This is a genomic window from Paenibacillus sanfengchensis, from assembly GCF_036864765.1.
In the GTDB taxonomy this organism is placed as follows: domain Bacteria; phylum Bacillota; class Bacilli; order Paenibacillales; family Paenibacillaceae; genus Fontibacillus; species Fontibacillus sanfengchensis.
Map to the genome: position 1 here is coordinate 43,865 of NZ_JBAGJC010000007.1, position 19,871 is coordinate 63,735.

Consider the following 19,871-nt stretch of genomic DNA (forward strand, 5'->3'; position numbering starts at 1 on the left):
TGCTGCGCAAACCCGCGGCCGCAAGCTTCAGCCCATGCATTCCGGCAGCCGGAGGAGACGGTTCTGGAACAATAAAACGATGCTGCTGATGTGTCTGCCCGCGATTCTGTTCTTTATCGTATTCGCTTATTTGCCGATGCCCGGCCTGTATTTGGCCTTCATAAAGTACAACTACACGGACGGCATTTTCAAGAGCCCGTTCGTCTGGTTCGATAACTTCAAGTTCCTCGTCATGACCGGTGACTTGTGGAGGCTGACCATAAATACCGTTCTTTACAACCTGGCCTTTATCCTGCTCGGCAATGTGCTGCAAATCGTCGTCGCCGTTTTTTTAAACGAAATTCGCCTGAAGTGGTTCAAAAAAGTCTCGCAAACGCTGATGTTCCTGCCTCATTTCATCTCGGCCGTTCTGATCGGGCTGATCGCTTACAATGTGCTGAGCTATGATTACGGGCTGCTGAACGGGATTCTGACCTCGCTCGGGATGGACCCCGTGAAAACATACTCCAATTCCAGCATCTGGCCTTTTATCATTATCCTGACTTATTTATGGCAGTCGACGGGGTACGGTTCCATCGTCTATTTTGCCGCCATTATGGGGCTCGACAATGAGATTATCGAAGCCTCGGAGATCGATGGAGCCAATGCCTTTCAGCGGATTCGCTACATCGTTCTTCCCTGGCTGAAGCCCACGTTTATCATCCTGCTCCTGTTCTCCTTGGGCGGGATTCTCCGAGGCAACTTCGGGCTGTTTTTCAACCTGGTCGGGGCCAACAACACCGCACTCTACGCGACGACGGATATCATTGAAACCTACGTGTTCCGCGCCCTGATGACGAACTTTAACTTCTCGATCGGCAGTGCGGTCAGTTTGTACCAGTCGGTCTTCGGTTTTGCCGTGGTCATTACGGCCAACTGGCTGGTCAAGAAATTTTCGCCCGACAATTCTCTCTTCTAGGAGGCGCTGCGTATGGATGAAATCATCGAAACCCGAAGCGTCCGGACGGATTTCAGCGGGATTCTTGTGAAAATCATTGGCTACGTATTTATCGGACTGTTTTCCGTGTGCTGTCTGCTGCCGTTCCTGCTCGTTCTAGGCACCTCGTTCACCTCCGAGGATGCGATCAAAAAGTTCGGATTTAATTTTTGGCCCCGGGAATTCAGTGCGTTTTCGTACAAAATCGTCTTCGAGAACCCGGATCTGATCATCGGCTCCTATCTGGTAACGATCGTCATTACGGTGGCAGGTACCGCTTTGGGATTGTTTCTGGTCGCCATGACCGGTTACGCGTTGCAGCGGCCGGATTTCGAATACCGCAATAAAATTTCATTTTTTATCTATTTCACGACCTTGTTCACGGGCGGACTTGTCCCGTTCTACCTTCTCGTCACACAATACCTGAATTTGAAGGACAATTATCTGGCGGTTTTGCTTCCCGGCCTGCTCAGTCCGTTCCTGATTATTATGATGAAAAGCTTCGTCCGCTCCATCCCGCACGCCATAACCGAGTCCGCCAAAATCGACGGCGCAGGCGATTTCACGATCTTCATCAAGCTCATCCTGCCCATGACGACACCGGCACTGGCGACCATCGGTCTGTTCATCGCGCTGGGGTATTGGAACGAATGGTATAACTCGATGCTGTTCCTGTCACCGGATATGAAGTACCGGCCGCTGCAGTTGTTTCTCTATAACGTGATCACCAGCGCGGACTTTGTCCGGAATTCGGCGGCGGCCTCCAATGTGGAGCTGCGCGACGTGCCGCTGGAGTCCATGAAGATGGCGACCGCCATTGTCGCCACGGGGCCCGTCATTCTGTTCTACCCGTTTGTGCAGCGTTATTTTATTAAAGGTATTACGGTCGGGGCGGTGAAGGGCTGAATTTCATAATGAGGGATAAGGGGAGGTCATGAGTTATGAAGACGAAATGGGGAACAGCTTCGATTGTTTTGCTGGTATCCGTCATGGTATTTATGCTCTCCGCATGCGGCGGAGGCAACGGGGGCAAGGAGGCGGGGGAATCCAAATCCGGGACAGCGTCCGGCTCCGGTCCGGACACCTCCAAGTTCGTCAAGATCAGTTACTTGGTGCTGGGCGATAAGCCGAAGAACGGACAATTCGAAAAGGTGCTTGCGGAAGTCAATAAGATTATGAAGGAAAAAATCAATGCCGAGCTCGAATGGAAGTGGATCGAATGGGCGGATTGGCAGACCAAATATAACCTTGCGCTGGCGTCCGGCGAGCCCATCGATCTGATTACGATCGGAACCGACTGGCTGGATACCTGGGGAAATGCACAGCGAGGCGCTTTTATGAACCTCGATGAACTGCTGCCCAAGTATGCGCCGGAAACGTGGAAATCCATCACCGAAGAGGACTGGAAAGAGAGCCGGTACAACGGCAAAATCGTGCTGATTCCGGAAAACGACTATACCCAGTGGGTGAATCACGGTTTCTTCTACCGCGGCGACTGGGCTAAGGAAGCGGGTATTACGGAGCCGATCAAGGATTGGGAAGGGATTGAAACTTATTTGCAGTACATCAAGGACAGTAAACCGGAGGTTATTCCATGGGATGCGGCTTCAGGGGCGCAGACGTGGGGCGGATTTATCCAGTCGTACACCGATCAGCTGGAGCTGCCGATTTCGACCGGTTTTATGCCCGTCTATACGGCGAAGTCGTTCGAAGAGAAATTTACGGTCACAAGTCCCGTCTTTGAAGATGTATTCCTGAATTACGCCACAATGATGAAGAGTTGGGCCGATAAAGGCTTTTGGCGCGAAGATGCGCTGAACAACAAAAATAATACACGTGACGCCTTAAAAGCGGGCCTGACCGGAATGGACCAGCATCATACTCAAACGTTCTCCGGTTTGCGCGTCGAAATGGATAAATTACAGCCGGGTTCGGAACTGCAGATGTTCCCGTTCTCCCGGACACGGGGCACGAATTTGCTGGAACTGTCGATTACCCACGGCGGCACATCCGTCGGAGCTCACAGCAAAAACCCCGAGCGTGCGCTTATGGCCTATGATTTGATCCGCAACAACGAAGAGATCTACCATTTGATCAATTACGGGCTTGAAGGAGTACAATACGAAGTGAAAGAAGGCAAACGCGTCCAGCCGGAAGGGTTCAATGATGCCGAGCACGGTTATTATTCGGACTTCTGGGGCGGTCGCGTCGACAAGTTCGAAATTCCGAGCGCGAACTCCTGGGATCAAATCGAAGAGACGCTGTATGCCGAATACGACAAAATCAAGAAGCCGTATGTGTACGGGCAATTCGTCTTTGACAAGACCCCGGTAGAAGCCGAGTTGACGGCGATCTCGCAGGTGACAGGCGAGTTGGGCCCGGCGATTGTCCTCGGCAAGGCCGGTGATCCGGCCCAGGCGGTGGAGGAATTCCGCGATAAGCTCAAACAGGCGGGTTACGATAAAGTGCTGGCGGAGTTGCAAAAACAGCTCGACGCTTATAAAACGCAGTTGGGAGAATGAAATGCGAACCGCTATCTCGGATTAACGGGATAGCGGTTTTTACTGTTTTAAATTCTCTTTTTGTGAATCCGGCTACAAAATTAAGGCGAATTTTTTTATACCATTAGATTCGTTGATTCGTGAATAAGCCAGGAAAGGGGAGACAATGGTGGAGCCAGGAAAGCTGGCAGTTTCGGAAGGAAACTAGCGAAGAGTTACAAGGCAGCATGCATCTGAAGGAGGGAAACATGAGGAAAGCAGCAAAACTTGCGGTAAGCATCATTTTAACGGGAACGATTCTGGCACAAACGGTATTACCGGTCCAGGCCCAGGTCGACGGTATTAAGGATCCCCCGGTCATGAACATTTATTTAAACGACCCCGAGGTTACGACTTTGCCTCCGACGGTGACGGAAGAGGTGTTCTCGGTGATTCCGCCGTGCGGGAAATTTTCCGTATCCGACCAACGTAAATCCCCTGCCGATTAAGGGAACGGCCCCACCAAGGGCCAAGGTGGTGATTCGGTACGGCTGGCCGGCAACGAGTTGCAGGAAATGCCGCCGATCCAAGTAGACGAGAGCGGAACAAAGCCGAGATTTATTGAGGTTCCAAAGCAATAGCCATAACACAGCAAGCAGCCTCGGGCGCATAGCGCCGAAATCCAAATTAACGGGAATTCCTCCCGTTAATTTGGTGCCTATGCGGCTGCAGAGGCTCATTAGTTGGAAAACCTCCCGCTAATTCGCCTGAAATTGCGGATATCGGCGATTGAATCGCGAAATAGATGGAGCTTTTCCAGCTAAATCGGATCCAAGGGCCTAGAGCGCTATATTAACGGGAGGTTTTCCCGTTAATATAGCGGTTAAGTGTGTAAGCTCCAACGGATATGATGGGCGATACCGAACAGTTTGCACATAAGTAAGAAGCCATTATGATGAAATATATAGCCCTTCAAAAATTTGTGAAGGATCATAAAGAAGAGTTCGGACTCACCCGTCGAAACGGTTGTAGAACTGAAGCGAAGAAAGGAGCCGTGGATGATATGGATCTGCAGCAAAGAAAACGCTGGAACGAGAATCACAAGCATTTAACAAGTATTCTGACGAAGGCTGCGGAGCATGAGGAGGCTGTCAAACTTTTTTTAAATCAACACGCCTTGCTTCATTCCTCAAACATATCCCAGTCAAAGTCTGAAACTTTAGAAGATGTCCTTCTGCAAAATTTGCTGGAAGAACCATTCCGGCGCTATCCCGCGGTTACCCCGGATACCAGGAATTCCATCGCGTGGCATCTTTGGCATATTGCCAGGATTGAAGACATGACGATGAATGTTCTGATCGGAAACCGTGAGCAGATCTTTCATACCGGGGATTGGGCAAGCAAGCTCGGGACCCGTTTTATGCATACAGGTAACGAAATGACGGAGGAGGAAGTAGCCGAATTAAGCCGGTCTATAGATATCCCCGCGCTGTTGGCGTACCGCCGGGCCGTCGGACTCGCAACGCGGGAAGTCATTGGGGCGGTGCAACCGGGACAATTCAACCGGAAGGTGGAAACCGACCGGATTCGCCTGCTTCGGGACCAGGGTGCGGTAAAGGAAGAAGCGACCTGGCTGCTGGATTACTGGGGGAAAAAGACCTGGGCAGGCCTAGTGCTGATGCCGGCTACCCGGCACAATTTTGTCCATCTAAACAAGGCGATTCGGATCAAACAAAGGAAAAGTCAAACAAGCCTTGACGTTGAGGTGTTATAATTTATTTTTTAGAGAGTAAAATCAGAAAGGTTGAAGAGGGTGCCAACTTATAAAGGCTTTTACGCAAAATACACGGACAATTATGTAACGGTTTACCAAGCGTTTAATCATCTCATTGCAGACGAAGTTCTGGAAAGAAAAACATTCGGCCCTTCATTTAAGTTGGACAGAATGACGTGGATCAAGCCATCATTTTTATGGATGATGCATAGATCCGGATGGGGGAACAAAAACGACCAGGAAAGAATATTGTCTATCGACCTTTCCAGAGAAGGATTTGATTATATTTTATCAAAGGCGGTATTAACCAAATATAAACCTAAGATTCATGAATCATCCGCCAAATGGAAAGCCATGTTGGATGAGTCTGATATGGTATGCCAATGGGATCCCGATAGAGATATTTACGGAAACAAACTGGATCGAAGAGCCATTCAACTCGGATTAAGAGGAGAAGCGGTGCAGAAATATGTAAATGAATGGATACATACGATTAATGACATTACAGATATGGTTCATGATTGGAAACGGCAAATTAGCATTGGTCCATTTAATAGTGATTTATTACCTGTGGAGAGGGAATACAAGCCTAGCTGCTTGGAAAATGAAAGTTGATGAGCCAATCACCCAACGGTAAAAAGAGCACAGCCGATAAGAAACAAGACGTTCGGTCGTGCTCTTTTTCTATTCAATCGTTTACATTCTCAAGGCGGCGGTAGTCATTTGGATGTCGTTGGCGAGCAGGTGCTCCAGGTTGTAGGAAGGATAGTAGCCGTTCACGTACATGAAGTTAAACACTTTGGCATGGAGGGCTACGCCGGTATTCAGATGCTTCAGGAAGGTTTCGCGCAAGCTGGGGGTTGCCGTTTCCGTGATGGCGATCGCGTAGGAGCGTACGGCCGTTTTGAAGAACCCGAGCAGGTTGGCCGCTTCAAAAGCCGTGGGGTCAGGGATCGGGCTGCGATGAGCGGTTGGAGCCATAGGGTAAAACTTCAACAGGTCCTTCAGATTTTGCTCCAGGACGCAGATCGTCTCCTCGTAGAGACAACGGAGGGTAGGGTCTTGCACGGTCGGACATAACTTTTTGAACAGAACCAGATGCGTCGATTGAAAGGCTACCAGTTCATGCAATTCCATCGTTTCATGCCAAGCCAAATGTTTGTGGGGCATAGGGTTTACGTTCACAATGTCACACTCCAAGTTTTAAGTTTGGAATATTCTATGCATTCGCCCATAATTGGTGAGAATTTTTTTTGTTTAAAGGGAACTTATTAATTGTTATGTCAACTAAAATAGTAAGGTTAGTTCCATAACAGTTCCTGGACCTCGCCTAGTTTTTCACTTTATCAGCAAACCTGATGGTTCCTATAAGATCCTTCGAATTGACCATTCTTTCATCCTGTGATAATTTCAAGATAGTATAATTCTGATCATATTAGTAGGAATTGAATCTATGGAAGCTTTTGTGAGGTGGATAAGTTGGAACTGCAGGTGACAAACAGCCCTTTTAATCAAGAGCAGGCGGATTTATTGAATCGTTTGCTTCCTACGCTGAATGAGCTTCAGCGCTTATGGCTTAGCGGATATCTCACGGCACTGCAAGGCGCTGCCGCAGCGGTTGCCGTAGTAGGGGCGGGGGGGCAGCAAACGGTTGGCACGGTCGTCTCGGCTCTACCCGTCAAGGCGATCAGCAAAGAGGTGACGGTTCTTTTCGGTTCCCAAACAGGCAACAGCAATGGTCTGGCCAAAAAGCTGGCCAAAAAGCTGCAGGAGCGTGGATTTTCCGTTCAACTGGCGTCGATGGGCGATTTTAAACCGAATACGTTAAAAAAGGTCGAGAATCTCCTGATCGTTGTCAGTACGCATGGCGAAGGGGAGCCGCCGGACAGTGCCATTCCGTTTTACGAATTTCTGCACAGCAAAAGAGCGCCCCAACTGGAGGGGACCCGTTACTCGGTGCTGGCTTTGGGCGATACGTCCTACGAATTCTTCTGCCAGACCGGCAAAGATTTTGATAAGCGGTTGGCCGAATTGGGCGCCAAGGCGATTGTTCCGCGCGTCGACTGCGATGTCGATTTCGAAGAACCGGCTTCGGCCTGGATGAGCCAGGTCGTTAGCACGCTGGCCGACGCGCCTGCCGGTGAAGAGGGAGCGCTATCAACGGGCGCGGTCATCGGCTCCGCTCCGTCGCTCACGGGCAGTGATGTCGGCGAACCCGAGTATTCGCGCAGCCGTCCTTTTCAGGCCGAGGTGCTGGAAAACCTGAACCTGAACGGCCGCGGTTCGGAGCGGGAGACCCGCCATGTGGAAATTTCGCTGGAAGGTTCGAATCTTCGTTATGAACCCGGCGACAGCCTGGGCGTATATCCGCAAAACCATCCTCAGTTGGTGGATGAGCTGATCGAGGCTGCGGGGTGGAATGCGAGCGAAGCAGTAGCGCTCGGCAAAACGGGAGAGACCGCCCCGCTTCGGGAGGCGCTGCTGAGTCACTACGAAATCACGGTGTTAACGAAGCCACTGTTCACTCAAATTGCCGAATTAAGCGGCGACGCGGGTTTGAAGACACTGGTTCAACCGGAACAAGCCGAGAAGTTGAAGGCCTATCTCCAAGACAGAGATGTGCTGGATTTGATCCGTGATTTCGGTTTGAAGGGGATTTCCGCCGCCGAGTTCACCAGCCTGCTGCGGAAAATTCCGCCGCGGCTGTACTCCATCGCGAGCAGCCAGAAAGCTACGCCGGACGAGGTGCATATCACGGTACGCGCGGTACGTTACGAGGCGAACGGACGCAACCGCTATGGGGTATGCTCCGTTCAATTGGCCGAGCGGCTGGAACCGGGCGATTCGCTCCCGGTGTTCATTCAGCACAACCCGAACTTCAAGCTGCCGGAAAATCCGGAAACGCCGATCATTATGATCGGGCCCGGAACCGGCGCGGCCCCCTTCCGCGCCTTTCTGAGCGAACGCGAGGAGACGGGGGCTGCGGGGAAAACCTGGCTGTTTTACGGCGATCAGCGGTTCTCGACGGATTTTCTCTATCAGGTGGAGTGGCAGCGCTGGTTGAAGGAGGGCGTTCTGACCCGAATGGATGTCGCTTTTTCCCGCGATACGGAGCAAAAGGTGTATGTTCAGCATCGGATGCTCGAAAAGAGCCGGGAGCTGTATGCGTGGTTACAAGAAGGAGCCGTGGTTTACGTCTGCGGCGACGAGAAAAAGATGGCTCACGACGTGCATGCGACGTTAGCCGTTATTTTGGAACGCGAGGGCGGATTGAGTCCTGAAGAGGCTTCGGAGTATTTGACCCGCATGCAGCAGCAAAAACGTTACCAGCGGGATGTTTACTAAGAAGCAAGTTCCCTAAGGACCCGCGAGAGGAGAGACTTGGAGCATGTCAGAAAACAATTTGTTGTCGCCAAACAGTGCGCCGCACAGCGACGTGGAAGATATTAAAATCCGCAGCAACTATCTGAGAGGGCAATTGGCCGAAGTTCTGGAAGACCGGATTACGGCTTCGATACCCGAAGATGAAAACCGCTTGATGAAATTTCACGGCAGCTATATGCAAGATGACCGGGACCTTAGGAACGAACGGAAAAAGCAGAAGCTGGAGCCGGCTTACCAGTTTATGCTGCGCGTCCGGGCCCCGGGCGGCGTCGTCACTCCGGATCAATGGCTGATGATGGACCGCATCTCGCAAGCTTACGCCAACGGGACGATCCGCTTGACGACGCGGCAGTCTTTTCAGTTGCATGGCGTGTTGAAATGGAATATGAAGAAGACGATACAGGAAGTTCATCAATCGCTGCTGACCACGCTGGCGGCTTGCGGCGACGTGAACCGGAACGTCATGTGCAATCCGAATCCACACCAGTCGGACGTTCACGCTCAAGTGTATCAGTGGGCGTGCCGTCTGAGCGAGCATCTGGAGCCGCAGACCCGGGCCTACCATGAAATTTGGCTGGATGGGGAAAAGGTGGCGGAAAGCCCGGAAGGCGTTGAACAGGAGCCAATTTACGGGAAGGTCTACTTGCCGCGGAAATTTAAAATCGGCCTGGCCGTGCCGCCTTCCAATGATGTGGACGTCTTTTCGCAGGACCTCGGCTTAATCGCGATCGTGGAAGACGGCAAGTTGGCCGGTTTCAATGTCGCGGTCGGAGGCGGCATGGGGATGACGCATGGCGATGTGAAGACCTACCCGCAAATCGCGCAGGTCATCGGTTTCTGTACGCCGGAACAAGTCATCGAAGTTGCCGAGAAAACCGTTACCATTCAGCGGGATTACGGCGATCGATCGGTCCGGAAACACGCCCGGTTTAAATATACGATCGATGACCGCGGCATCGACTGGTTTATCGCGGAGCTGACCCGGCGGATGGGCTGGGAGCTGGCGCCCGCGAAGGCGTACTATTTCGAGAATCATGGTGACCGTTATGGCTGGGTCAAAGGCTCCGGCGGCAAGTGGCATTTCACTTTGTTTATCGAGAACGGCCGGATTAAGGACGAGCCGGATTATCCTTTGATGACGGGCTTGCGAGAAATCGCGAAGCTGCATACCGGGGATTTCCGCCTGACGGCCAATCAGAACTTGATCATTGCCAATGTGACGAGCGCCAAGAAAAAGAAGATTGAGGAGCTTATCGGCAAATACGGCCTCACGGACGGAAAGCAGTATACTTCGTTGCGCCGGAACTCGATGGCCTGTGTGGCGCTTCCGACGTGCGGGCTGGCGATGGCGGAGTCCGAACGGTATTTGCCGACACTGCTGGACAACGTGGAGATGCTGCTTGAAGAGAACGGTTTGCGCGAGGAAGAGATCGTGATCCGGATGACCGGATGCCCGAACGGCTGCGCAAGACCGGCGTTGGCGGAGCTTTCTTTTATCGGTAAAGCGCCCGGAAAGTACAATATGTATCTCGGCGGCGGATTCGCGGGCGAACGGCTGAACAAGCTTTACAAGGAAAATATCGGAGAGACCGAAATTTTGGACTCGTTACGAGCTTTGTTGTCCCACTACGCAAAGGAGCGGCGCGAAGGCGAGCATTTCGGCGACTTTACGATCCGCGCCGGATATGTGATAGAAGTGCGGGCAGGTCAAGATTTTCATGCATAATTTACATCATTAATTCCGCTATAGTTTGGGTCTGGAAAAGCGTCCCACAATTTCCGTGGACTGCACCACATTAATGAAAGCCTGAGGGTCGGTCTGCAAGACGGTTTTCCGCACGCTGGCCAACTCATAACGGGTCGTTACGGTCATCAACGTGTAGTTTTCTTGTTCACTGTAACCGCCCTCCGAATGGATGCAGGTGATCCCGTGGTGAAGCTTGCGCAGTTGACACAGCATCTGGTCCTTGTGCTTCGTAATAATGAAGCAGGTCACCTTGATATGCCCGACATGAATCATGTCGACCACTTTACCCTTGACAAAAGTCGACAGCATCGAATACAACGCCAGATCCCAACTCTGGAAGAAACCGAGGGCCAGGATGACAGCTCCGTTCATCAGAAACAGGATGTTCCCCATGGGAACGTCCCTGGTGCGTGTCACTATAGAGCCGAGAATATCGAAACCGCCGGTGGAACCGCCGACCCGCAGCGAGAAACCGATGCCCGCCGCCGAGATAATTCCTCCGAATACGGAAGCAAGAATAGGATCTTTAGTAATCTTTATCACGGGGATTAACTCCATAAACCACGTGGTGGCGATGACGGAAATGCAACTCAAAACGATGTATCTTCGTCCCACCGACTTCCATCCCCAAATAATGAGAGGGATATTTAACAGAAAGAACACGTAGGAAATATTCCATCCGGTGATATACCCGATGATGGAAGCAACGCCCGTTACACCGCCGGACAAAAGCTGATGGGGGATAAGGAACAGATTGAGACCGGCGGCCACCAGCAGGGCGGATATGATAATGACCCCGACCTCCTGCATCGGTTTTAACGAAGTTTTTAGCGGTTTGCTCATGAACGGAGCAACTAAATTTCGACTCATTTCCAGGCCTTCTTTACTCACATTTTTTAGGTTATAAAAAAATATTATCGGTTTAAATTATCTTTTTTATCACCGTATCAGACTATGACAAATGTTTCATTTGAAATCAAGCTTCGTTTGTCCTTGTTTTGGGGTGATTATTCACGGCAGGCTCGCTTTTTCTTGACTTTGGCCCGGGAATCTTGTAATTTAGCAATAAATTGTATGAAACTCCAAAAGCGAGGATCAAGGCCTCTCGGTTCACCGTCCGCCCCTCCAGAGAAGAAACCCGCCGGCTGAAAGGTTTCCGGTGCGACGAACCAGACCCTACCTTGGGAGCTGCCGCGAATCTGATGATTCGTTGGCCGGCCTATGCCGTTATCGATAAAGGACCGTCGGCGTTGTATTCTTGCAGAAGCTGCTTTCTGCAGGAGGCCTGCGGTTAAATAAGGGTGGTACCACGACACATTCGTCCCTGACGAGTGTGTCTTTTTTTTACGCGCGAGAAAGAAAGGGGAAGATAGAAGATGCGTCAAAGCGGGTTGTTGCTAAATACATTACGTGAGTCGCCGGGCGACGCGGAAACCGCGAGTCATCAGCTGTTGCTGCGGGCCGGGTTGATCCGCCAACTGGCGTGTCGGTAGGGTTTGTCGGCCCTTACGGGCAGCGGATCCGCGTCCTGTTCGACACCACGGCAGCGGAGATGGAAGAGGCGATCGTAGGAGCCAACGAACGGGATTATCATTTCCGTCATGTGGTTCCGGAGAGAGACCTGACCGTCTCGCAGGTGGGCGATTTCCGGAATGTTCAGGAAGGGGAAGCTTGTCCACGGTCGCGGGTATTATCCGCCGTCATTGAACAAAACCATGATGAACACGGTATCATTTGGCCGGTCTCCCTGGCCCCTTACCAGGTGCACCTTGTGCCGGTGTCGGTGAAAGACGAAGCAGGGCGGCAATTGGCCGAAGCGATTTACGAGCGGCTTTGCGGCCTTGGCGTGGAAGTGCTGTTGGACGACCGCGACGAACGGGTCGGCGTGAAATTCAAGGATGCCGATCTGATCGGGCTGCCGGTACGGATCGTTGTCGGCAAGGAGGCTGGCGAAGGGCGGGTCGAATTCGTAGAGCGGCGTTTCCCCGGCGTGAAAACGTCGCTGACCGTAGAGGAAGTGGTACGCCGGGTACTGGAAATGAGGAGCGCGCCATAAGCGCGAAAAATAACGGGGAATGATTCCAAAGGGACACGTTCCCGGACTGGCGCTTTTATGAAAGCTGCTATATAATTTTAAGGCGATATTATATGGAATATACTGATCCATAAACTACTCTAAATTTAGCGAGGTACAAGACCGATGAGTGGAAACGCGATTGAAGTGAAGGATCTGCGCAAAACCTTCAAGGTTCAGAAGAACCGCGAAGGGCTGAAGGGTGCATTTCTGGATTTGTTCAAGCGGGAATATAATGAAGTCGCCGCGGTTAAAGATATCTCGTTCAGCATCCCGCAAGGGGAAATCTGCGGATATATCGGGGAGAACGGGGCGGGGAAGTCGACGACGATCAAAATGTTGACCGGGATTCTGGTTCCCACCTCCGGCCATCTCCGCGTGGGCGGCTATGTTCCTTACGAGGAGCGGGAGAAGTTTGTGCAGCATATCGGCGTGGTCTTCGGCCAGCGGAGCCAGCTGTGGTGGGATATCGGCGTGATCGAGTCCTTTCAACTGCTGCGTAAGGTGTACAAGGTGTCGGAGCCGGACTTTAAACGGCGGCTGGATGAGTTGGTCGAACGGCTGCAGCTCCAGGATTTGCTGAACCGGCCGGTTCGCAAACTAAGCCTGGGGCAACGGATGCGCTGCGAATTGGTGGCGGCGCTGCTGCACAATCCGTCCATCGTTTTTCTGGACGAGCCGACGATTGGACTGGACATCGTGGTGAAATCCGAAATCCGCGAGTTCCTGAAGGATATGAACCGGGATCATGGCACGACGATTTTGCTGACGACCCATGATTTGCAGGATATCGAGGCACTTTGTTCACGGGTTATTATGCTGGACGACGGGAAAATCATTTACGACGGCGGGCTGGAGGAACTGAAAAACCGCTGGGGCACTGGCCGTGAGGTCCAATTCCAGTTCGGCACGCCTACAAGGCTTGAGCAGCTTAGAAGCTGGACGGAGGGACTGCAGGGCCTCACCTGGTCCGCGGAGAACGAACTGGAAGCGAAGGTCTGGATTCCGCTGGAAATCAATGTGTCCGACGTGCTCGGGCAGGTGGTAAGCAAGGCGGACATTACCGATATCAAAATTATCGAGACCAACACGGACGATATCGTCAGAAGCATCTACCAATCCGGAACGGCGGAGAAGAAGCCGGAAGCGACGATCCGTGAGGATGAGGGCGTGGTGGCGACCCATGTTTAACGGTACCGGCGGCGCTTATCTCGACTTTATCCGGATCCGGTTTTTGACGATGCTGGCTTACCGGGTCAATTACTACACCGGCATCTTGATTTATACCTTAAATATCGGGGTTTATTATTTCACCTGGAAAGCCATCTATGGCGGCGGCGGGGAGTTGGGCGGATTCACGGCTTCGCAGATGACGACGTATCTGGCCGTATCCTGGATGGCCCGGGCGTTTTATTTCAACAATCTGGACCGGGAAATTTCCGCCGATATCCGCGACGGCAGCATCGCCATCCAGTTCATCCGGCCTTATAACTATCTGATGGTCAAAATGATGCAGGGCTTCGGCGAAGGGTTGTTCCGGTTTATGCTGTTCATGATTCCCGGGATGGCGATCGCCATGCTGTTCTTCCCGGTGAAGCTGCCTACCGCGCCCGAAGCGTGGGCCGGATTTCTGGTGATGCTGTTTTTCAGCTTTCTCATTAATTCGCAGCTTAACATTATTACCGGACTCATGGCTTTTTTCGTGGAAAATAACGAAGGCTTCATGCGGATGAAGCGCGTGGTCGTCGACCTGTTTTCCGGGTTGATTATCCCGATCAGCTTATTCCCCGCATGGCTCGGAAGCTTCATGGAATTTCTGCCGTTTCAGGCGATCACTTATTTGCCGGGTTCCGTGTTCACGGGCCGGATTCAAGGGGTGGGGATCTGGAATGTGCTTGGCGTTCAGGTCCTTTGGTTCGCGCTGCTGCTGATTCCGATGGTATGGCTGTACCGGGCTTCCCGGAAGCGCCTGTTTGTGCAGGGAGGTTGAGCGGATGTCTTACTATTTTGGCTTAATTGGCGAGTACTTGAAAAACTACATCAAAACCCGGATGACCTACCGGGCCGATTTCTGGGTCGAGGTCATCTCCGATCTGTTGTTCCAGGTGACGAACCTGATCTTTATCTTCGTCATCTTTATGCACACCGAAAGTCTGGGCGGCTGGAGCGAAAGCGAAGTGGTGTTCGTGTACGGATTTTTTATGGTACCTTTCGGCATCTTCAGCTGTTTCGTCAACCTGTGGGGATTCAGCGAACGCTACATTGTCAAAGGGGAGATGGACCGGGTGATGACCCGGCCGGCGCACAATTTGTTCCAGATCTTTCTGGAAAATGTCGATCCGCCGGCGCTCGTCGGCTCGATCATCGGCATCATCATTATGGCCATCAGCGGCGCCCAGCTTGATATGGCGTTCGAATGGTGGACGATTCCGGCATTGATCATTCTGACGATCAGCGCGGTGGCGATTTACACCGGGATTTATACGGCCCTGACATCGCTGTCGTTTTACTCGGACGCGCCGACAGGCATCTTGCCGTTGATGTACAACGTGCAGGGGTACGGTCGTTATCCGGTGACGATTTACAACCGCGCCATTCAGGTGCTGCTCACCTGGATTATGCCGTTCGCCTTCGTCGGCGTCTATCCGGCCTCCTTGTTCCTTGACCGGGGGGAGATGCGGAATATGGCATTCCTTACGCCGGTGGTGGGCGCGGTTTTTTTTGCGATCGGATTGACCGCGTGGAACTACGGGGTACGCCGGTATCGCGGGGCGGGCTCGTAGTTTGCTGTTCAAATTGAAGAAGCTCGGGAGAGAGGAATCTTTCCCGGGCTTTTTTGGGTCGAGTTGACCCGGAGCCCGCAATTTACTTAGGCGCTCGCTGCAATAGCGGCCTTTTGCGCAATGACGTTGCATCAAACCTTCCTTGATGCTGTCCATTTGGGGCCAATCCGCCGCTTCGGCAAGCAACATGTCGAACTTAGATCGTCGTCTCCGCCTCTAAACCATGCTAACGGTCGCCACAGCCGTTATTTGCCCTGTTTGCGCTGATTCCAAATTCTAACGGCCGCCACGGCCCCTATTTCATATAAGTATGGCTGTTTTGGTCGAAATGATGGTAAATAACGGTCCACACGACCGTTAAAATCCCAATACGTGATTCAATCGCAACATAACGGCTCTCACGGCCGTTAGACTTCCTAACTGCAAAAGGACTGTACTTTTTGCGAAGTTCTTTAAAAGCGATTAAGGCATCAAGCTCCGTTGTAATCATGTGTCAGGGTTAATGCAACGCAAGTGACTTTTGCGGCGCTATTTCGGCCCGGTTCTGCCCAACGGCAATAATAGCGGTCAAAATGGGCCTTATTGCCCTGGAGCGGACCCCGAAATCAGGGTTGGCCTGCTTTTTACCAAAATAAAGCCCTAAAAAGCCGTAATTCCTTGCCGATGGGGGTAGCGTATTTTACGTCATCCCGATGGGCCGAAGTCGACAAAAATAGGGCCGTTTAAGGCACTTATTCACTGGCCTTCCTTCAATGCTGGTGCCTAAAAGACCGCTAATCTGCGAAGCGCGGAAAGTGTCGACAGACGTTTCTCAAAATAAGGCAGGGATTTTGTTCCAATTTGTCGAACTCTTCTTTTGGAGAAAGGAGATGTACCGATTGTTGTCCGTTATAAATTTATCTGGCCCGTATATGGCCGTAAATTTGTCCTTAGATCACCTCCACACCAAGGATGAGGTCAGAAAAGTGTTTTTGGCCTTAAAAAGTTGCTTGGATGAGGATCCCCGTCTTTTGGTTTTCACCAAGGACGACACCAAACAGATCATTCTTGCCGGAGCCGGAGAGCTGCATCTGGCCGATACCGTAAAGCGCTTAACCGATCGACTTGATGTTGAATTGAAGGCTGAGCCGCCTCAAGTTCTGTACAAAGAAACATTCGGTCGACCATTGGAGGCGGAGGGGCGGTTTATTCGACAAACCTCCAGCCCGGCACGTTACGGTCACTGCTGGTTAAGGTTCGAACCTCTGCCGAGAGGCGGCGGTTTTGAATTTGTCAATCAAATTCACGATGAAGAGATGATCCCCAGCAAGTTTATTCCTTTTGTAAAAAAAGGGCTTGAACGTTGTATGCCCCGGGGAAGTGCAGGCGGTTTTCCGGTTGTCGATTTCAGAGCCGCCTTGTTTAAAGGCTCTTATCATGCAACGGATTCCTGTGCCATGTGCTATCAGATCGCGGCAGCGATAGGATTCAAGCAGGCCATCAAACAAGCGGATTCCATCATTCTCGAACCTGTAATGAAGGTTGCTTTCGAAAGTCCCCCCGCGGAACTTCCTACACTGATCGAGGCGATTCGCTCGAGTAGAGGCAGAAATGAAAGTCTGCAGCCTGCCGGGGGAGGATGGAGGGGAACTGCGGATATCCCCCTTAAGGAGCTAGACAACTTCTCGAACGATTTGGTTTGTGTTTTTAAGGTAGTGCAGAAGCTTGAGGTTCAATTCGGCTACTATGACCAAGTTCCCGATCATCTAGTGGAGCCGATAATACGGAACTCTATCTTTAAAGATGCTTATTGCGATGATTTGAATTCTTTGGATCAGACGATTGATTCGTTTTGGGAGCCATGAAATCAAAATCAATCATTACTCCGGAAACGGAAGAGGAGAAGAGCATGTATAGTCTGAAAGTACATAAGAATCCTGAAGAAATCATTGATTTATTGATCTCCCGGCTCAGACCATGCGGCCCGAATTTTTAAAAAATACGAGGAAGATCCGACGAGAGAATTGCTAGGGATCGATGAGGGCGGCGAATTAACTGGATTGATGGGCGTTGAGTTTCTGCCCGATAGTACAGTTGTTTTAGCGCATTTAGTCGTTAAAGATACGCGCAGGAAGCAAGGGATCGGAAAGAGAATGATCTCCGAATTTATGTCATCATACCCGGCAGTAAGAAGACTAGTAGCCGAGACGGACCGGGATGCGGTCGACTTCTATAGAAAAGCCGGATTTCAGGTCAGGTCCCTCGGCGAAAAATATCCCGGGGTGGAACGCTTTTTATGTACGTTGAAATCCTAGGTTAGGTACCCTTCCTATGCGAGATGGTTTTGCCGCAAACCTGGTGCGGATGGTTGGAGCAGGCGGATGAAGAAACTGGAGCAGCCGTTTTAAAAGAAATGCCGGAAGTCATCAGAGTGAAAGGGGCTAATTAAGAATGGAGATTTTCAAGCAAATTCCTTTATACCGATTTTTGGCCTTATGTAATGAAAGCGGATTGGAAAAAGAAGTGCTGGACTGTGGAGCGGGGGGAGACATGCCCCCATTAAGCCTGTTTTTTTCCTACGGGTACTCTACAAACGGAATTGAATTAAGCGATACACAAATACGACTAGCCAATGAATTTGCCGATAAACGCGGACAGCAATTGAATATCCGGCAAGGAGACATGAGAAAACTGCCCTGGGCGGATGAATCGATCAGTTTTGTGTATTCCTACAATTCCGTTTTTCATATGAGAAAGAAAGATGTGCGTGGTGCCGTCGAGGAAATGAAACGAGTGCTAAAGAGGGATGGGCTTCTATTTGTAAACTTCCTTAACATTCATGATTTCCGGGTTGGCGAGGGGATTGATTTGGGAGAAGCCCAGTATGAACAAATTGAAGATGGAGCGGCGGTGATCCACTCGTACTATGAATATTTCGAAGCCGATGCTTTATTCTCCGATATGGAATGCGTGTATAAAGAATATCGGGTGCTTGAACGGGAATTCGAGGGGAATCGGATTAGACAAGGGTTTGTCGATTATATTTTAAGAAAGAGTTGAGCAGTGGGTATGATGATTCAAATGAACAAAGCCGTGCGGGACAAAATTACCGGGAGGTTTTCCCGATAATTAAGTGGAAGGGATTTCCCTGGGCATATATAACCTTAAGAGATACCTTCTTCTCGTTGATCAGTACCCGTTCCAAACGATGGTTTGATCCGCGGGTAACCGGGTTGAAGCTTAGAAAAATCCTGATTTTTCAAAACTGTATCGATACAGTTCGGGCTAGCCGGTATAATGGTTAACATGAGGAGAGGGGGGGCAGCGTGAAAAAGTACATGGCGATCCTGTCCGATATCGAACGGAAAATATCCGAAGGCCGATATCGTCCGGGTCAGAAGCTTCCGTCGGTGCGCAGGGCGGCGCAGGACTACAAATGCAGCGGCAGCACGGTCATCAAGGCGTATGCCGAACTGGAGAAGCGCCATGCGATTTACTCCATTGCGCAAAGCGGTTTTTATGTGGTTGATCATCCCGCCTCCGATCGGACAAGCCGCGAAAGCGATACGATCGATTTTACGTCGGCGTTACCGGATATCGACCTGTTCCCCTACCAGGATTTCCAGCATTGCTTAAACCAAGCGATCGATATCTACAAAAATCAGCTCTTCACCTACGGGGATTCGCTAGGGATGGAGAAGCTCCGGCAGACCCTCGTTTCCCATCTGGCAAGCAACCAGGTGTTCGCCAAGATGGAGCAAATCGTCGTGACCTCAGGCGTGCAGCAGGCGCTGGAAATTTTGGCAAGATTGCCTTTTCCGAACGGGAACTCGACTATCCTGGTCGAGCAGCCGAGTTACGATATTTATTTGCGTTTTCTGGCGGCGAATGGTATTCCCGTGAGCGGGATCGCGCGCTGTGCGGCAGGACTGGATTTACGCGAGTTGGAGGAGCGGTTCAAGAGGGGCGGAATCAAGTTTTTCTACACCATGTCCCGCAATCACAATCCGCTTGGGACAACGCTAAGCACAGAAGAAAGAAAGGCGATCGCCAAATTGGCCGAAAAATACGATGTGTACGTCGTGGAAGACGACTATATGGCCGATCTGGGGGATGAACGGGGGTACCACCCGATCTATGCTTACGATGGCTCGTCGCATGTGGTCTATTTGAAGAGTTTTTCCAAGGTTGTTTTTCCGGGACTGCGCTTGGGTGTCGCGGTGTTGCCGGGAGAGCTTCTCGAACGTTTTCGGGCCATTAAGAACTATGCCGACACCTCGCTGTTGTCCCAGGCCGCGCTGGAGGTGTACCTCAAAAACGGAATGTACGAACGCCACAAGCGGAAATTATTTGAACGGTATTCCGAACGGATTCGAACGTTATTGGAAGCCGTTAAGCAAAATGCCGAGGCGGGACTGGCCGAAATTCCGGTCAACGTTAACTCGGGTATCTTCGCGCAGCTGAAGCTGCCCCAGACGGTCAATTTGGAACGTTTGACGGAACGGCTGTCAGCCAGAAATGTCCATGTGCTGTCCGGCAAAGGGTTTTATTTGGCGGATGTTTTGGACAGGGAGAAGTTTTTGCGGATCAGTGTTTCAAGGGTACCGCTGGGGAGAATCGAAGAGGGGGTTCGGGCAATCGTCCAGGAAGCCGGTAGGGCGCGCGGGAGATAGC

Annotated in this window: 17 protein-coding genes and 2 pseudogenes; 17 read left to right on the plus strand and 2 right to left on the minus strand. The window is 51.3% G+C overall.

Annotation, left to right across the window (positions count from 1 at the left end; all coding sequences use genetic code 11):
- Positions 1–34 precede the first annotated feature (34 nt).
- The 6 genes from V4U84_RS16050 to V4U84_RS16075 all read left to right on the plus strand — a co-directional run bounded on the left by V4U84_RS16050 (position 35) and on the right by V4U84_RS16075 (position 5,845).
- Positions 35–958, plus strand: coding sequence for an ABC transporter permease (locus V4U84_RS16050; protein ID WP_334074653.1), 924 nt, complete (start codon positions 35–37; stop codon positions 956–958).
- Between the two features lie 12 nt (positions 959–970).
- Positions 971–1,882 (plus strand): carbohydrate ABC transporter permease, encoded by a 912-nt coding sequence (locus V4U84_RS16055; RefSeq protein WP_334074411.1) that lies wholly within the window; start codon positions 971–973, stop codon positions 1,880–1,882.
- A 35-nt stretch (positions 1,883–1,917) separates the two neighbouring features.
- Complete coding sequence (locus V4U84_RS16060; RefSeq protein ID WP_334074412.1) at positions 1,918–3,498, plus strand: DUF3502 domain-containing protein; 1,581 nt, start codon at positions 1,918–1,920, stop codon at positions 3,496–3,498.
- Positions 3,499–3,725: 227 nt separating this feature from the next.
- On the plus strand, positions 3,726–3,965 hold the full coding sequence (locus V4U84_RS16065) for a hypothetical protein (protein WP_334074413.1): 240 nt from the start codon (positions 3,726–3,728) through the stop codon (positions 3,963–3,965).
- A gap of 554 nt (positions 3,966–4,519) precedes the next feature.
- Positions 4,520–5,230 carry a DinB family protein gene (locus V4U84_RS16070; protein ID WP_334074414.1) on the plus strand — a complete coding sequence of 237 codons (711 nt, stop codon included), beginning with the start codon at positions 4,520–4,522 and terminating at the stop codon, positions 5,228–5,230.
- Positions 5,231–5,269: 39 nt separating this feature from the next.
- On the plus strand, positions 5,270–5,845 hold the full coding sequence (locus V4U84_RS16075; RefSeq protein ID WP_334074415.1) for a DUF4291 domain-containing protein: 576 nt from the start codon (positions 5,270–5,272) through the stop codon (positions 5,843–5,845).
- 81 nt (positions 5,846–5,926) lie between these two features.
- Here V4U84_RS16075 and V4U84_RS16080 read toward each other — a convergent pair whose 3' ends face one another.
- Positions 5,927–6,400 (minus strand): spore coat protein, encoded by a 474-nt coding sequence (locus tag V4U84_RS16080; protein ID WP_334074654.1) that lies wholly within the window; start codon positions 6,398–6,400, stop codon positions 5,927–5,929.
- Positions 6,401–6,709: 309 nt separating this feature from the next.
- Between V4U84_RS16080 and V4U84_RS16085 the strand changes: the two genes are divergently transcribed.
- Both V4U84_RS16085 and cysI read left to right on the plus strand, forming a co-directional pair.
- Complete coding sequence (locus V4U84_RS16085; RefSeq protein ID WP_334074655.1) at positions 6,710–8,575, plus strand: assimilatory sulfite reductase (NADPH) flavoprotein subunit; 1,866 nt, start codon at positions 6,710–6,712, stop codon at positions 8,573–8,575.
- A gap of 43 nt (positions 8,576–8,618) precedes the next feature.
- Positions 8,619–10,340: an assimilatory sulfite reductase (NADPH) hemoprotein subunit gene (gene cysI / locus V4U84_RS16090; RefSeq protein WP_334074416.1), complete on the plus strand. Its 1,722-nt coding sequence runs from the start codon at positions 8,619–8,621 to the stop codon at positions 10,338–10,340.
- An 18-nt stretch (positions 10,341–10,358) separates the two neighbouring features.
- Here cysI and V4U84_RS16095 read toward each other — a convergent pair whose 3' ends face one another.
- A complete protein-coding gene (locus V4U84_RS16095) occupies positions 10,359–11,231 on the minus strand; it encodes a YitT family protein (protein ID WP_334074417.1) in 873 nt (290 codons plus the stop codon).
- A 571-nt stretch (positions 11,232–11,802) separates the two neighbouring features.
- Here V4U84_RS16095 and V4U84_RS16100 point away from each other — a divergent pair.
- From V4U84_RS16100 to V4U84_RS16135, 9 genes and pseudogenes are all read left to right on the plus strand, one after another.
- Positions 11,803–11,961: pseudogene (locus V4U84_RS16100) on the plus strand (YbaK/EbsC family protein); the annotation flags it as partial.
- 36 nt (positions 11,962–11,997) lie between these two features.
- Positions 11,998–12,417: a His/Gly/Thr/Pro-type tRNA ligase C-terminal domain-containing protein gene (locus V4U84_RS16105; RefSeq protein WP_416367264.1), complete on the plus strand. Its 420-nt coding sequence runs from the start codon at positions 11,998–12,000 to the stop codon at positions 12,415–12,417.
- Between the two features lie 144 nt (positions 12,418–12,561).
- Entirely contained in the window at positions 12,562–13,626 is a 1,065-nt protein-coding gene (locus tag V4U84_RS16110; protein ID WP_334074418.1) for an ABC transporter ATP-binding protein, read from the plus strand.
- Complete coding sequence (locus V4U84_RS16115) at positions 13,619–14,425, plus strand: ABC transporter permease (RefSeq protein ID WP_334074419.1); 807 nt, start codon at positions 13,619–13,621, stop codon at positions 14,423–14,425. Before V4U84_RS16110 ends, V4U84_RS16115 begins: the two co-directional genes overlap by 8 nt.
- Positions 14,426–14,429: 4 nt before the next feature.
- On the plus strand, positions 14,430–15,218 hold the full coding sequence (locus tag V4U84_RS16120; protein WP_334074420.1) for an ABC transporter permease: 789 nt from the start codon (positions 14,430–14,432) through the stop codon (positions 15,216–15,218).
- An 869-nt stretch (positions 15,219–16,087) separates the two neighbouring features.
- Positions 16,088–17,062, plus strand: a complete 975-nt coding sequence (locus V4U84_RS16125) for a translation factor GTPase family protein (RefSeq protein WP_334077533.1) — start codon at positions 16,088–16,090, stop codon at positions 17,060–17,062.
- 120 nt (positions 17,063–17,182) lie between these two features.
- Positions 17,183–17,512, plus strand: a pseudogene (locus tag V4U84_RS26945) (GNAT family N-acetyltransferase); the annotation flags it as partial.
- Positions 17,513–17,648: 136 nt separating this feature from the next.
- Positions 17,649–18,257, plus strand: a complete 609-nt coding sequence (locus V4U84_RS16130; RefSeq protein WP_334074423.1) for a class I SAM-dependent methyltransferase — start codon at positions 17,649–17,651, stop codon at positions 18,255–18,257.
- 266 nt (positions 18,258–18,523) lie between these two features.
- Entirely contained in the window at positions 18,524–19,870 is a 1,347-nt protein-coding gene (locus tag V4U84_RS16135) for an aminotransferase-like domain-containing protein (RefSeq protein WP_334074424.1), read from the plus strand.
- Position 19,871: the final 1 nt, after the last annotated feature.